This window comes from Clostridium sp. FP2, assembly GCF_011065955.2.
GTDB classification, from domain to species: Bacteria; Bacillota; Clostridia; order Clostridiales; family Clostridiaceae; genus Clostridium_AD; species Clostridium_AD tagluense.
Genome location: NZ_JAAMNI020000001.1, coordinates 2,673,156 through 2,688,394 on the forward strand (window position 1 = coordinate 2,673,156; position 15,239 = coordinate 2,688,394).

Annotated in this window: 22 protein-coding genes; all 22 read left to right on the plus strand. The window is 31.5% G+C overall.

Annotated features, from left to right (window positions below; all coding sequences use genetic code 11):
* The first annotated feature begins 177 nt into the window (after positions 1–177).
* A complete protein-coding gene (locus tag G9F71_RS12710) occupies positions 178–453 on the plus strand; it encodes a hypothetical protein (RefSeq protein WP_164951580.1) in 276 nt (91 codons plus the stop codon).
* 43 nt (positions 454–496) lie between these two features.
* Positions 497–787, plus strand: coding sequence for a hypothetical protein (locus tag G9F71_RS12715; protein WP_164951579.1), 291 nt, complete (start codon positions 497–499; stop codon positions 785–787).
* Positions 781–1,764, plus strand: coding sequence for a phosphotransferase enzyme family protein (locus G9F71_RS12720; protein ID WP_164951578.1), 984 nt, complete (start codon positions 781–783; stop codon positions 1,762–1,764). Before G9F71_RS12715 ends, G9F71_RS12720 begins: the two co-directional genes overlap by 7 nt.
* Positions 1,740–1,919: a deaminase gene (locus G9F71_RS27775; protein ID WP_164951577.1), complete on the plus strand. Its 180-nt coding sequence runs from the start codon at positions 1,740–1,742 to the stop codon at positions 1,917–1,919. Before G9F71_RS12720 ends, G9F71_RS27775 begins: the two co-directional genes overlap by 25 nt.
* Before the next feature lie 479 nt (positions 1,920–2,398).
* Positions 2,399–2,575, plus strand: coding sequence for a hypothetical protein (locus tag G9F71_RS12730; protein ID WP_164951576.1), 177 nt, complete (start codon positions 2,399–2,401; stop codon positions 2,573–2,575).
* Between the two features lies 1 nt (position 2,576).
* Positions 2,577–3,842 (plus strand): hypothetical protein, encoded by a 1,266-nt coding sequence (locus G9F71_RS12735; RefSeq protein ID WP_164951575.1) that lies wholly within the window; start codon positions 2,577–2,579, stop codon positions 3,840–3,842.
* A gap of 277 nt (positions 3,843–4,119) precedes the next feature.
* Complete coding sequence (locus tag G9F71_RS12740) at positions 4,120–4,956, plus strand: GNAT family N-acetyltransferase (RefSeq protein WP_164951574.1); 837 nt, start codon at positions 4,120–4,122, stop codon at positions 4,954–4,956.
* A gap of 333 nt (positions 4,957–5,289) precedes the next feature.
* Positions 5,290–6,162 (plus strand): carbon-nitrogen hydrolase family protein, encoded by an 873-nt coding sequence (locus G9F71_RS12745; protein ID WP_263488223.1) that lies wholly within the window; start codon positions 5,290–5,292, stop codon positions 6,160–6,162.
* Positions 6,163–6,407: 245 nt separating this feature from the next.
* On the plus strand, positions 6,408–7,034 hold the full coding sequence (locus G9F71_RS12750; RefSeq protein WP_164951573.1) for an HD domain-containing protein: 627 nt from the start codon (positions 6,408–6,410) through the stop codon (positions 7,032–7,034).
* Between the two features lie 769 nt (positions 7,035–7,803).
* On the plus strand, positions 7,804–8,046 hold the full coding sequence (locus G9F71_RS12755; RefSeq protein ID WP_164951598.1) for a TfoX/Sxy family protein: 243 nt from the start codon (positions 7,804–7,806) through the stop codon (positions 8,044–8,046).
* A 27-nt stretch (positions 8,047–8,073) separates the two neighbouring features.
* Positions 8,074–8,358, plus strand: coding sequence for a hypothetical protein (locus tag G9F71_RS12760; protein WP_224617551.1), 285 nt, complete (start codon positions 8,074–8,076; stop codon positions 8,356–8,358).
* 51 nt (positions 8,359–8,409) lie between these two features.
* Complete coding sequence (locus G9F71_RS12765) at positions 8,410–8,580, plus strand: hypothetical protein (protein ID WP_224626369.1); 171 nt, start codon at positions 8,410–8,412, stop codon at positions 8,578–8,580.
* 83 nt (positions 8,581–8,663) lie between these two features.
* Positions 8,664–9,167 carry a kinase gene (locus G9F71_RS12770; RefSeq protein WP_164951572.1) on the plus strand — a complete coding sequence of 168 codons (504 nt, stop codon included), beginning with the start codon at positions 8,664–8,666 and terminating at the stop codon, positions 9,165–9,167.
* Between the two features lie 32 nt (positions 9,168–9,199).
* Entirely contained in the window at positions 9,200–9,574 is a 375-nt protein-coding gene (locus tag G9F71_RS12775) for a DUF3795 domain-containing protein (RefSeq protein ID WP_164951571.1), read from the plus strand.
* A gap of 282 nt (positions 9,575–9,856) precedes the next feature.
* Positions 9,857–10,399: a chloramphenicol phosphotransferase CPT family protein gene (locus G9F71_RS12780; RefSeq protein ID WP_164947842.1), complete on the plus strand. Its 543-nt coding sequence runs from the start codon at positions 9,857–9,859 to the stop codon at positions 10,397–10,399.
* Entirely contained in the window at positions 10,390–10,572 is a 183-nt protein-coding gene (locus G9F71_RS12785; protein WP_164947843.1) for a hypothetical protein, read from the plus strand. Before G9F71_RS12780 ends, G9F71_RS12785 begins: the two co-directional genes overlap by 10 nt.
* A 215-nt stretch (positions 10,573–10,787) precedes the next feature.
* Positions 10,788–11,321: a GNAT family N-acetyltransferase gene (locus G9F71_RS12790; RefSeq protein WP_164951570.1), complete on the plus strand. Its 534-nt coding sequence runs from the start codon at positions 10,788–10,790 to the stop codon at positions 11,319–11,321.
* Positions 11,322–11,527: 206 nt separating this feature from the next.
* A complete protein-coding gene (locus G9F71_RS12795) occupies positions 11,528–12,373 on the plus strand; it encodes a DUF2268 domain-containing putative Zn-dependent protease (RefSeq protein ID WP_164951569.1) in 846 nt (281 codons plus the stop codon).
* Positions 12,374–12,659: 286 nt separating this feature from the next.
* Positions 12,660–13,151 carry a hypothetical protein gene (locus G9F71_RS12800; protein ID WP_164951568.1) on the plus strand — a complete coding sequence of 164 codons (492 nt, stop codon included), beginning with the start codon at positions 12,660–12,662 and terminating at the stop codon, positions 13,149–13,151.
* Between the two features lie 150 nt (positions 13,152–13,301).
* Positions 13,302–13,658, plus strand: coding sequence for a DUF2500 family protein (locus tag G9F71_RS12805; protein ID WP_164951567.1), 357 nt, complete (start codon positions 13,302–13,304; stop codon positions 13,656–13,658).
* A 490-nt stretch (positions 13,659–14,148) separates the two neighbouring features.
* Entirely contained in the window at positions 14,149–14,826 is a 678-nt protein-coding gene (locus tag G9F71_RS12810; protein WP_164951566.1) for a GNAT family N-acetyltransferase, read from the plus strand.
* A 104-nt stretch (positions 14,827–14,930) separates the two neighbouring features.
* Positions 14,931–15,212, plus strand: a complete 282-nt coding sequence (locus G9F71_RS12815; RefSeq protein ID WP_224626372.1) for an Imm63 family immunity protein — start codon at positions 14,931–14,933, stop codon at positions 15,210–15,212.
* The last annotated feature ends 27 nt before the right edge of the window (positions 15,213–15,239 follow it).

A 15,239-nucleotide genomic window follows, 5' to 3' on the forward strand; every position in this document is an offset into this window, starting at 1 on the left:
CACAGTAGGTTAATCCTGCTGTGGTATTTTTATATACTTTTTTATGAAATGTTTTTCAATTTATAAGGTGAAGGTAATGCTAATTTATTCGAACCTTCATAGTAACTTTATCTCAAACTCACATTAAGCTTAAAATTCAGCAAACCAATTTTGGAGTGCAACAGAGAAGGAGATTTTATGAGTTTAGAAAAGTTAGGATGGAATACGTATTTTCAAAAAAAATTTGAACCCTATTTATACAAAGGGTTTTGTGCCGCAAGAGTCATAAATCAGCACAAAGGGAACTATATTGTATGTTCTGAAGAAGGAAGTTTCAATGGTAAATTGAGCGGTAAGTTTATGTATAATGCAGATGTGAAAAAAGATTATCCAGCAGTTGGTGATTGGGTGGCAATTAAAATGGTTAATGATACTGAGGCTGTTATATACGCTGTATTACCAAGAAAAAGTTAATTTGCTCGTAAACTTGCTATATCAGGCGGAAGAAAAATGAAAAGTGGTAGAACTACAGCTATGGGCTGATGAAGATATACTTTCTGAAAGTTTTCAAGATATCTACTCTTTAACTGATCAATGTAGATACAGGGATTGTGCTCATGAAAAAGAAGATGGCTGTGCAATTAAGACAGCCCTTGAAGATGGAAAGTTAACTATTGAAAGATTCAATAGCTACAAAAGCCAATTGAATGAATTGAAGACTCTAAAAGATACTAGAAAATGCTATGACAACAGTAGAAAAAATAAATTAAATAAAATAAATAAGAAAAGAGGTTATGTTGAATGTTAAAATTAAAGTATTTGTTTAATAATAAAGATTTAGCCCATATGGTACTTAGTAATTGGGAAAGTGATAATGTAGATTCTGATTTATTAAATTATTATAGGATCTCATCAAATGCAGTTTATTGGTGTAGAAATCAAGGTAATACTTTTTTTCTTAGATTTGCATCTGCTGAAGAAAAATCCAAGGAAAGCATCCTTGCTGAACTTGATTTTTTAAGATTTTTAAGAAATAGTGGCTATCCTGCAGTAGACACTATATTATCTAAAGCTGGTAACGAACTTGAAGAAGTAAATACACCTTGGGGGATATACTATGCGGTTGCATTTAAGAAAGCATCTGGTAAACAAATAAGTGAAATCCCTTTGACAGATGATATTATCTTCGGATTAGGTAAAACACTCGGAAAATTGCATAAACTAAGCAGTGAATATAAACCAGTAAATAATAAACGTAATGACTGGAAAGAAAAAATAGACTGGATGGAAGATGTATTATCAGCTTTTCCAGATGAAACCGCTGCTAAAAGTGAGCTCTATATGCTTAAAGATTACTTTTTAAAGCTGCCTACTACAAAAGAGAATTTTGGACTTATTCATTATGACTTTGAACCTGACAACGTATTTTATGATGAAGTTACGAAAAGATATAACCCTATAGATTTTGATGATGCAATGTATCATTGGTATGCACTGGATATTCAAATATCAATAGACGAAATTACAGAGGATATGCTAGAAGAACAAGTAGGCCCTGCAATAAATCAATTTATCAAAGGCTATCGCGGCGAGTATGATATTTCCGATGATATGCTTAAATTATTACCTATATTCAGAAGATATAGTGATTTATATGGATATGTGCGATTGCTTCTCTCTGTAGAAGAAAAATGGAATAATGAACCTGAATGGATGGTAGACTTAAGAATTCGCTTAGAAAATTCGTTAAATAATAAAAAATGTACATTTGCAAAGCCAATTTAATCACCAATTGTGACCCAACATCTCATGCGGAATTGAGTCTTATTAGTGAATATTGTAGATTATCTAATAATTTTTCACTTGAAGGGCATACCCTTTATACAAGTATAGAACCATGCGTTATGTGTGCCGGAGCGATAAAATGGGAGGATATCTAAAATTGTATATAGTGTTTCTCAATGCATGCTTCAACAGTTAAGTGGAGGACGTCCAAAACCTTGATGTGATAATATTTTAAATACAGGAAAAAGGAAAATCAAAGTAATTGGTCCACTTATCCCAGAAGAGAGGGTTCAGGTTTTTCAAAATTATAAATTTATATCGAAAGAGGAACGAATTAAAAAATATTAAATTAGTATATATTGATAATATTTTATATAAATATATAAGTATAATAGTATTAATTTATAAAAAATAGCTTTAACAAAATTAAATCATCACCGTTCACCTTGGGTGGACGGTATTTTTTATATAATTACGAGTTTAAATATTACTTATAATTACATATTAAATCAATAATAGATGAAATATCATAAATAAATACACATAAAATTAAAATAATGGTATAATATGTTTACGGCATGGCAATTAACATTTTAAGAACATATGTTCTTGCGATATAAAAAAAGGTATTGCGATGATTGTAAATATATCAAAACATGAAAATGAATTAGCTGTATCATTCGATTATTCACAAGAAAGAATAGCTAAAGTTAAAAGTATAAAAGGGCATAAATGGAATGCAAATGATAAAACATGGAATATACCTATTGGGGTGACAATTTATATGAAATCACCTAAAAGGAGTGGTTAGTGTGTTAATAGAATTCGAGAAGGACTATATGAACAAATATTGGAAAATACAAAGGGCACAATGGTGTAACTATTTTGAAAATGAAAATTATAACTTATCTCAAATAGATGCAGAGATATATGATACAGTGAAACTATTTAATAAAGAAGTACAACCCATAGATAGAAAAAGCAAAATAGCTTCGTTACTAATGCAAAAGGATTTAGTAGATAAAGAGCCTTTGGTATCAGAAATTAGAAATCGCATTGATAATTTAGATAATTATAGCGATAATATTTCCGAAGATATAAAAGCAGATAGATATCAATATAAATTAGCTTTATCTTACAAAATGAAAGATGATGTTAAAAAGTTGATGAACACAAGAAATGCTTTATCTAAACAAATGGGATTTGATTCTTATCCTGAGCTAGTATTAATAACAGAGGAGATAGATAAAGATAATTTAGTTCATTCCTTGAATGGATTTTTAGAAAGTAACCTACCTAAAGCTATTGAAATAATAAAAAAATATAATATAAAGTGGGAAACTTGGTTTAGTGATTTAAGTAGAATAGGTGTTACAAAAAATCAATATAATCCTATTGAGCTAGTAAATCAATTACTAAAAACTTTTGGTTTTGATGAAATAAAGGGAAAAATACAAATAAGTTTTATGGAAAAAGGATATGCTGGATGTGCGTCTGAATTATCACCAAATGATATAAGAATAGTGGTTGAGCCTATTAAGTCTCTAAATAATTTAAGGACATTGTTTCATGAAATGGGACACGCGATTTTATATTCATTAAATAAAGAAGAAGGAATATATAAAATTTTACCACCAAGCCATGATGAAGCAATGGCTGTTGTTATAGAATATATTGCTCCTATGTTATTAATCTTAAATAAAACAGACCGAGAAAAGATATTTGAAATTATGACCTTAGAGTATACACGTTGTGCTATTAGTTCATTATATGAATTTGATTTGTGGCAAAATCCAGAGATTGCTGAAGAATTATATATAAAACATTATAGTAAGTTAGGAATTGAAATAAATAATCCTTCTATGTGGGCATCAGATACATTTAGAAGTATTGATCCCGTATATGTTCATAATTATGTTATTGGTGCAATATTAGCAGAAAAAATTTTTACATATCTTCAAAGTGAAAATTCATGTAATTATAAAGAGTGGGGCGCTTGGTTAAGCGATAATATATATAAGGATGGAAGAAAAAAATCTTTTAAGGAAAAAATTAAAGGGCTAGGTGACTTTATATAACAAAATGTTGCCATTCGCCTTGGCTGGAGAGTACTTTGAATGAGGACAGGTTATTCACTTAAATGTATTTTTCAAACAAAGATAATTCTGAAACAACCGCCAAGGCACATTCCTTCACCAAGTCGTCACGCTAGGGTTCAGGAACGTCGGCAACAAGAAACGACGTAATTTAGAACAAAAAAGTAATTGCTCATAAGTCAACTGGAATGATCTCTTAAGACACAGCTGTAGAATATGGTGAATTAGTTATAATTTTATATTGTAAGGGGGAGATTAAATGATGGAGTTATCTATTAAAGAGTATAAAAATAAATATAAGTCTGTAATAAGTGATTTTATTACAGATAATAGTTTTGTAAGAGAAGATATAGTTGGATGTTTAGATAGGTGGCCACAGTATGGGCTGATTGTTAAAGGGGAGTATGGAGTCCTTGCTGTAGGTGTATTTAGTGGTGAAAGTAAGACAACTAGTATGACTTTATATGTGAAAGCATCAAAAAGAAAAGAAGGAATTGGAAGTATGCTCATAAAATCAATAGAGGAGAGCATGCGAAATGTTGGAGTTGAGGAAGTAGTATGTGATTTTAAAGCTAATGAACTAGAAAAATCATTTTTATATAAAAATGGATACAAGCATTGGTTTTATTCTAATTTTATGACTTATACTGGTGGTAAACTGGCAGTAGCCAATCATGAAATTATAAATTATGAAGATAAATATTATGGTGAATGTCAAAAGGTGTTTAGTGAATCTTTTCATAAAATGCGCTTATTGGTGGGTTTAGAGTCTACATTGAGCCTTCCAAGTGAAGAAGAAAGAAAGGAATATAAAGAAAATGCAGAAAATATATTTGTATTACGTGATAGTAATAAAATAGTAGCAGTTGTTAGACTTGAAGGTAATGAAATAGATGCAGTTGCAGTAAGTGTAGAGGACCAAGGTAAAGGATATGGGAAATCTTTAGTAAGCTATGCTGTTGATAAATTATTAGATAGAGGATGTAGCAAAGTGCATCTTTGGGTAGTTGAAGGAAATTCAGCAAAATTTTTGTATGAGAAATTAGATTTTATAACGGAACGTACACATGAATTTGTTATTAAAAGTATAAAGTAGAAAAGAGCAATAATTATGAAAAAAAAGTAGTATGACTCATAATCAAGAATAAGTGGAGTAGGTCTTGCTCAAAGTGTAGTAGCTAAAACGACCTATAACAAAATGTTGCCGTTCGCCTTGGCTGACGGACTATTTTTATATAGCGATGTGTAAATTTATGACTTATAATCTATATATAGACTAGTTGTTTTCCCATCGCCAAGGCACATTCTCCAGCCCAAGTGCGGTCGCACTAAGGCTGTAAAACGTCGGCAACAAGGAACGTTAGGCGCCATCTTTACTAGAATATCATTAATTTCGGAGGTGTGTTTTATTGGTATTTTAAAAGTCGCATTGTTACAATTAATTCAAAATAGTGATTCAAAAGAGAATTTGAAAAAAGGATATGAATATTGTAGATTAGCAAAAAAAATGGGGGCTGATATTGCGTTATTCCCTGAAATGTGGAATAACGGATATTCCCTTCCTGAAACAATAGAAGAGGTCGAAAAGTGGAAAGAAGCAGCAGTAGATCAAGATCACGAGTTTTTTACAAGCTTTAAAAATCTAGCAAGAGAACTGAACATGGCAATTGGGATAACCTATTTAGAGAGATGGAAAGGGTTACCTAGAAATACAATTTCTTTAATTGATAGGTTTGGTAATTCTGCACTTACATATGCAAAAGTACATACTTGCGATTTTTTCTCAGAAGCATTTTGCACACCTGGTGATAATTTTTACACTTGTGATTTGGATACTTCTGTTGGCAGTGTAAAAATTGGAGCGATGATATGTTATGATCGAGAATTTCCTGAAAGTGCAAGAATTTTAATGCTTAAAGGTGCTGAAGTAATCCTAATTCCTAATGCTTGTGAAATTGATGAAAATAGGAAGTGCCAGTTAAGAACAAGAGCTTATGAAAACATGGTAGGTGTCGCATTAACCAATTATGCTAAAGGCACTTGTAATGGACACTCTATGGCTTTTGATGTTGTTTCATTTCGCGAAATAATAAAAGAAAAAAAATGGATTTCAAGAAATACGCTGATTGTTGAGGCAGGGGAAGAAGAAGGAATATTTATGGCATGCTTTAACATCGACGAGCTAAGAGAATATAGGAAAAGTGAAGTTTGGGGCAATGCTTACCGTAAACCAAAAGCATATTCATTATTGATTTCTGAGGAAGTTGGTGAACCATTTAAGAGAAAAAATGCCAAACGCTAAAAAAAAGACGGCGCCTAACAAAATGTTGCCGCTCGCCTTGGCTAGAGAGTACCTTTATAAGGTATCGTTATATAATTAAGTATGTTTCAAACCAGGAAAAACATAAACCAACGCCAAGGCACATTCCTTCACCAAGCCCGTCGGGCTAAGGTTCAGGAACGTCGGCAACACGAAACGTTATATGACATTCCTAAATTAGTTACTTAGTACTTATTAATAAATGTTATTAAAGGAGATGCACAATTATGATAAATCATTTGGGACAAGGTGTGCCAACCCTAGAGGAGGCAAAATTACTATTACTAGAAGGACAAAAATTAAATCCTGGTCCTTGGATTGAGCATTCAATGAATGCAGGAAGAGCAGCAGAGTTGATAGCAAAAAATTGTAAAGGGTTAAACCCAGATGTTGCTTTAGTACTAGGAATGCTGCATGACATTGGTGTAAGATTTGGGGTTTCATATATGAAACATATTTTACACGGCTATAATTTTGCTATGGAAAAGGGGTATTATAAACTAGCAAAAGTTTGTTTAACTCATTCATTTGAATGCCAAGATATAAGAACTTGTTTTGGAAGATGGGATTATTGTAGCGATGAAGAATACAGTTTTATTAAAAATTACATTGAGTCCGCAGAATATGATGATTATGATAGATTGATACAATTATGTGATGCACTAGCATTACCAAGCGGGTTTTGCTTAATGGAAAAGAGAATGGTTGATGTAGCATTAAGGCATGGGATACATGGACATATTATTAATAAATGGAGAGCAACTTTCAAAAACAAACAATATTTTGAAGAGAGGATGGGAAAATCAATATATAGTGTATTACCAGGTGTTATAGAAAACACTTTTGATTTATAAATGTGTATTCCTATTAAGTAAAGAAAGTATAAGATAAAATGTGAAATTCACAGACCGTGCATATATCGGAATTTTCAATTTAGAGGTAAGCGAAAATTTAGTTTTGACGGAACGGCATACAACAAAATGTTGCCGTTCGCCTTGGCTGGAGAGTCCTTTGAGTAAAGACAAGCTATACATGCAAGTGCATATTTCAAACTTATAAAATCATAAACCATAGCCAAGGCACATTCCTTCACCAAGCGCATCGCGCTAAGGTTCAGGAACGTCGGCCAGAGCTTAAGCATGAATTTTGAAATATAGTAAATTCAATGGCTATATGGTTTTCAGATAAAAACTTTTTCGCAAACACTCTAAAATATACAAATTTTACGCGTTGACTCCCTTTAATATAATTCCATTTAAGGTTTGTTATTGGAAATTAATATTCCATAATCATGAAATATATTGCATCTATTAACTTAAATAGTATCTATATGTATTATGGATTTATGTGCGATCCTTTATTATATCATAATAAGTGCTACATGTGTTGGTTAAAGTAGGCTTTGCGAAAAAATTCTATAAATTAAGTGAATTTTTCATACTTCAGCTCTGAACGTCGGCAACACGAAACGTTAGCAGAAAGAATGTTTTATCGTAAGTTTATGTTCTGTTACTAAAAAAGAGAATAGTGAGCATCTGTATAAAAATGCGACTTATGAACGATGTAAACAACTCAATAAATAGGAATTTGAAAGGAAGTTTCATTATGGAATAATTTTCAAAAATACCTGATATCGGAAAAGAAGTTGAAAGTCAGTTGAATAAAGCAGGTATATTTACTCATGATGAATTAAAAGATATTGGTGCAGAACAAGCGTGGCTGAAAATACAAGAAATTGATGCTTCTGCATGTATTCATAGACTGTTAGCACTGGAAGGTGCAATTCATGGTGTTAAGAAAACAGCGTTGCCACAGGAACGTAAAGCAGAACTAACAAATTTTTATAATTGGCATAAAGGTAAATAGTAAATTTGTATAAAGAGGAGTATAAGTATGTACGTAAAAAAATTGGATGAAAATGATGAATTATTTTTGAAACAAAGAAGAGAAAAAATAAAAAGATTCCAAGAAAAAGGAGTATGCTTTTCATGTCAAAACTTTATTACGGGTAATATATTTCCTGATGATGGCTTAATTATTTATGAGGATGAATTGGTGCGATGTCAATTTGAAAAATTTCCAAGAGCAACGGGACAAACAATTACAGTTTCAAAGGAACATTATGAAGATATTTCTGAAATGCCACTTGATTTAGGTGTACAGATATTAAAAATATAAAATGTTACTATAAAATTACATAAAGAGATTTTAAGTGCACAAAAAGTATATATGTGTACTATATGTGATGGTAAAAGAAATCATTTGCATTTTCAGTTTTTCCCAAGGTTAAAGGGAGAAAAAATAGGTTATCAAAATTTTGTGAGAGAAGAAGGAATCCTAATGGATTATCAAGAAACAGCAGCTATATATAGAAAAGCTTTAAAAAATATCAAGTTATAAGCTATTATTTATACTAAATAAATTCCAACTTAAGGTTGAGTAATATAAATAGTAATTATTCAATTCAGAAGGGAAGATATCAGATGGATGGAGTGGCAAAATTAATAATACTAAGAGGTAATTCTGGAAGTGGTAAGACTACTACAGGCAAGGCTTTACAAAGAAAATTTGGACATGGGACAATGCTAATTTCACAAGATGTCGTTAGAAGAGAAATGCTATTTGTGAAAGATGGAACTAATCCAGAAGCAAGTCAGTTATTATCGGAACTTGCAATATACGGAAAAAGCCATTGCAATATAGTAATTTTGGAAGGCATTTTAAATTCAAAGTGGTATAAAAAATCATTTGAAAATTTACTAAATAAATTTAACAACCAAATTTTTGCATATTACTTTGATATACCTTTTGAAGAAACTTTAAATCGTCATAAACAAAAGCCTAAAGCACATGAATTTGGAGAAAAGGAAATGAGAGAATGGTGGAATGAAAAAGATTTATTAGATATCATTCCTGAAATATGCCTGCATAAAGAATTAAGTTTAAATAAAATAGTGGATATAATATATCAAGATGTTATAAATTAAGTAATAAATTCCAAATTTGAAGAGGTGTTAAAATGAGAAGAGAATTAGGGATTGCACGTTGTGGACTTGCTTGTTGTCTGTGTTCAGAGAATACAAAATGTTCTGGTTGTAATTCAGGTGAATGTCCAGATAAAGAATGGTGCGAAAATCGTAAATGTTCTGTTAAAAAAGATATAACTGCTTGTTATTTATGCAAAGAAGAGTGTCATAAGGGGCTATTAAAAAAAATAAAACCTTATGGATTTACTTTGTTTATTAAGAAATATGGAATTGAAGGGTTCCTTGATTGTTTAGAGAGAAACGAAAAAAAGGGAATTATATATCATAGAGAAGGAATAAATGGAGATTATGATGATTTTGATAATGTTGAGGATTTAATATCTTTTATTAAATCTGGAATTCGATAAATTCCAATTTGTTGAGTTGAAGTAACGTAATTTTAGCTTCAGTTATGTCGTATCCTTCGTATATTGGGATGCAATAGTAGGAATTGAGGAAATTAAAACTATCGAAAAAATAATCGTAAAAATATTCCATCTGCTAACAAAACACATTCTTTCGCCAAGCGCGGTCGCGCTAGGCGAAAGAACGTTGGGAGTTAGGAAAGTTATATGCTACTCCTACCTGAAATAAAAGAAGCGTAGAATGATCTTTCTATTGAAAAATATAAATTAACGGGAGGAAAGGAAATGAATAGGGGGAAAATTATTTTTTTAAATGGAGTTTCAAGTGCAGGAAAGGGAACATTGTCAAATGAATTAGTTAAATTATTACCAGATTATTTCCACATGAGTATAGATGATTTTGATATTTTTATAGATAGAATGGAAGATAGAAAAAATAATCACTTAATACCTGTTGAAACAGGGTACTTTTTTCATCGTACAATTGCAATGTTTTCAGATAAAGGTGTTAATCTTATAGTTGATCATATTTTGCATGACAATTTTACTAAAGATGATTGCTTTCAAGTTTTATCAAATTATCCAGTTTTATTTGTCGGTGTGCATTGCTCTATAGAAGAATTGGAACGACGAGAAAAAGCCAGAGGTGATAGAACCATAGGACAGGCAAAGCAACAATTAGAATATGTACATAAGGACGAAATATATGATATAGAAATCAATACTTATTTTGAAAATACTGAAGAGTGTTCAAAGAAAGTTATTGAAGCATTGAATAATATTAACCATCCTACTGGTTGGTTATGTACGAGTAAAAAATGCAATTAAATAAGTATATAGCATTAAAAGAGAAAATTTTTTACTGTAATGATAATTTTAGTAGAAATTCAGTTTTTAGATTAGTTACAAATCAAAAATTTAGTGGCTACGGAACAGCATATAACAAAATGTTGCCATTCGCATTGGCCGAAGAATCCTTTGAGAAGGGACAAACTATATAGGCAAGTGTATGTTTCGACCAAGAAAATCAAAATATACCGCCAAAGCACATTCCTTCACCAAGCCCGTCGGGCTAAGATTCAGGAACGCCTGACATTTCAGGTTTACCTGAAATTATCTTACGCAGTTAATGATTTTTAGCTATTTAAATATAACGAATAAGTGACATTGGTTTTTATTATATAATTAATACTAATAATTAATTGGAGGGATTAAAATGTTATTTAATGATATAAAAACAGAAAGATTAGTTCTTAAAAATATAGCCATTGACGATAGAGATTTTATATTCAGTCAGTTTTCAGATGATGTAGTGAATAGATACCTATTTGATGCGGAGCCAGTAACTGATATGGAAGGTGCAGATGAAATCATTACATTTTATATACAGCCTGAATCACGATTGCAACACCGTTGGGTTATCCTGCGGAAATCAGATGGCATGAAAATGGGAACATGTGGGTTTCATTGCTGGGACCAGAAAGATTGTAAGATTGAAGTCGGTTATGACCTCAAAGAAGAATTCTGGGGAAATGGTTATATGCAAGAAGCAATGAAAGAAATCATCGCAATCGCTATGGACTCTATGCACATAAAGGAGATAAATGCATGTATTTATATTGAAAATCAAAGGTCAATCCGTCTTGCAGAAAACCTTGGTTTTGTTTTATCTGGTTCAAGGTATGAATTGTTTAGAGAGAAGGAATACTTGCATAATAGCTACTCGCTTTATATTCCTAAATTAATATAATCTATGGTTGCAGTTAAGTTGCATAATTCATATATAGAAATTAAATCATGAATGGATTAGTGGGTTTTGCACGCTATCGGAAATGGCAATGCCGGGGCGGTTCTTTGTAGCCTCCATATTTTGTTTTAGTAATATTCAAACTTACTGACTATGACATCATGGTTTTAACTGCGGACTAATAACAATCATATTAAAAGGAGAATGAAATGAAATTAGATGTAATAGCGGTTTACGAGAATTTGGATGGCTACATTTTGGAGATGGAAAAAGAAAATGTAGATTGTGAAATATTATGGGATAAATATGCCATTCAGCCTTACTGGGAGAAAATTAGTCATTGGGCACCATTTGATATGTCTGATCGAAAACCAAAACCAATAAAGGATATATGTAAATTGAAACAGCAGCTCAAATTAATGAAAGAAATAAATCTTAATGAGATTAAGAGTAAATTTATGCAAGTTGTGAATGAACTTCCTAATTACGATGAGGATCCTATCGTAATTGCAATCTATCCATTAGATGATGAAAATTCTATTGTTAAAGAACGGCAAAATGGTGTCTGGGGAGTTAATGTATTTGGTAATATTTTAATAAATGTTAATCCTTTTGTTCAGGATTATATGGAATGGATTCCATATGTATTTGCGCATGAATATCATCATACTGTGTGGGGGAATTACTGGCATGTGGTTCATGGAGGAGGGGGGACTGGAAGTTTCATAGAAGCAATGTTAATTGATGGACAAGCAGATGCATTCGCAAAAATCCTTAACCCAACATTAAATCCTACATGGATCTCTCATATATCAAAAGAACAAGAAAAGGAATTGTGGAATAAGTATTATTATAAAGGGTTGAATGAGACTGATTTTGATTATAGCAGATATATGTTTGGTGATGATGAAGCAGGAATACCTTGGTGCACAGGCTATTTCTTTGGGTATAAAGTTATTGATTGTTTTAGAAAATGCTATCCGCAAATTGGCGTTAAAAATATGATTGAAATGAGTTCAGAAGAAATTTTCGCTATGAGTGATTACTGTTTATAATAACGAATAGTTGATTAAATGGGATTAATACCATAATATAGAGAGTTGCCACTTCCTATAACAAAAAGCTCCCGTTCGTTTTGGCATTAATAGACTGCCAAAACACATTCACTCGCCAAGCGCGGTCGCGCTAGGGCTCAAGAACGTCAGGAGTTAGCGACGTTATACGTAATTTTAGATAAGCAGAGTGACAGCTTAAAAATTTTTATAGTTGATTTTAGTGAATTTAATAGCTAATTTTTATGTAATAACTTGATTTTTTTATTAGAGAATGGAGGTTCAATTAATGGCAACATGGAATGAATTGTTTCTAAATGAAGAATTTATATCAGCATTACCACAGCCAGAAGTATATAAATTTATAAAAATTCTTGAGGGCATATTTACTGATAGACCATTTACAGGATTTAATTTTCATGGCGCTATTTTTTGGGATGCTCTACACCATAACACCATTAGTAATATTAATAAGGCTGTAGACGTTGTATATGAAACCCTTTGTGTTGATGGTATGTTCATGGTATCATTGCTTTCCACAAAATCAGGCAGGGCAGACCTTAGGGGAAAAGAAATAGAAAAAAACACTTTTGTTAGGGAAGACGGTCCTGAAGCAGAAATTCCACACCACTATTTTGATGAACAAGGAATAAGAGACTTATTTAGAAAATGGAGAATTGTCAGTCTTGTAGATATTGCTACTACTTATATAGAAGAAAATATTCATCATTCAATTAATCCATTTCCATACACTAAATGGAATATTATTGTTCAAAAGTAGTATGTCTAAAACTACGTCGCAAATACGAGACGTTATACGGAATTTAGAACAAGAAATTGATTGCTCATAAGTTATTGGTTTTGAACTAATTGAGACGTAGTAAAAAAATGAATTACTATCAAGACAAACATTATGAGAAGGAGTTACAATATGAATTCTAATGAAAAGTTCACTGTGATATATCTTATGTTCGTTTTAGTTGGTATTCCAGTGCTTTTTTTCATACTAATCGTTTGGGGAATACCATGGATTATTAGGCAACTAACTTATGAGGTATGTACATATAAAACGATAATAATAGATGATAAAGCAGATGTAATTTTTAGTCAAGGACGTTATTTAGTAAACTCCTCTATTATATACTTGTTATCTTTCAAGTTTGAAGATGAGGAAATAATACAATTTTCACTTCCGCGTAAAGAGTATAAGAAGCATCATATAGGCGATGTTGGAGAATTAACTTTTCAAGGAGATAAATTTATTAGTTTTATAAAAATACAAGATTAATTTATTGCAAGCCGGAATAAGTCTTATTTAAAGTGTAGGGGTTAAAACTCCGTATAACAAAATGTCGCCGTTCGCCTTGGCTGGAGAATCCTCTGAGTAAAGACAATCTATACATGCAAGTGCATATTTCAAACTTAGAAAATTATAAACCATAGCCAAGGCACATTCCGTTAACGATTCACGTAAATGCCCCAGCTAACCGAGTCGGAGTTTAATAAAACAACATAAGAGCTATGTAAGTTTGCTTAAACTCCTGTAGCTCTGGGTCACTTCGGCAAGCCAGAGGTTATACGGAATTTACGACAAAAAAATGATTGCTCACAGATTAGTGGAAATGGTCTTTTTAAGACGCAATTGTAGATTATAACGAAAAAAAATTATTAATATTCTATGTTAGGAGAATGATATGATTAAAATTGAAAAAAATAAGATTAATTATGAAAATCTGTTTAGCAGGTATAAGGATAATATCCCTGTTATATAATCATCATTGGAAGGACAGTATAATGGGGAACTATATGTTGATAATGAGGTTGAGAGTGAATATGCCTTTTTAGTAACCCCATTTGATTTTAGTTTTATAGCGGGCAATCCTAAGTCAGAAGGTGTTGCAGAGCAAATTCATCAATTATTATTTGATGAATTATTGAAAGGAATGGGACAAAAAGAGGCAATTGTATTTTGCCCAGATGAAGAGTGGTATTCTATATTGGATAAAGTATTTGATAGGCATAATGGAATTAAAGATGGAAGAAAAATATTTTCATTGAATTTAAAAAAATTTAACAAGTGTAAAAAAGAAATGAAGCATAATGATGAGGTGCGCACTGAAATCTTTTACGAGCATGAATGTGGATCTACTATAGATTATCCAGTTTGTCGTGTATTTAAAAATGATACTTGTGTTAGCTTTTATTCAGCATTTATGCTGGGCAAAAACTATGCAGAATTGGATGTATCCACAGAAACTGAATTTCGTGGAAATGGATATGCAAAAATAGCTTCAATAACTTTAATTTCAGAACTTCTTGAAAAAGATATTATACCAAATTGGTGTACCTGGCCATACCGTATTGAATCACAGCTATTAGCAAAAACAATTGGATTTGACCCTAAACATGATGTACGAGCATATATATGGGTTGAAGAAGAATGTGGAGAATTATAAGAATAATCCATTCACAAAATAATACGCACTCTAAAATAAACACGCCCATATATCATCTGCCCACATTTGGAGTAAATGAAGATTATACTAGACCAGAAATTAGAGTGAAAAAGAGTGGTTATCACTATGTTATTTCAGAAAAAAGACAGGAGATCAAGCATCAAGTTACTAAAAACTTAGATGAGTTATTATATTCGACTTTTAAAGACATTACCTTTGAAATGGCATGTGATTATGAGGTTAGAAATAGAATAGAAGGTCAAGATTTTAGAAGATTACTATTTAATAAACAGTTAGAACTTATTAATCTAATAAGTGAAGAGTTTTCACTATTGTTGAAAACAGAGATTGAAGTGATATTAAAAAAGTATCCCTTCAAAGATTAAATATACTTAAATTAGCGTGCTAAACAT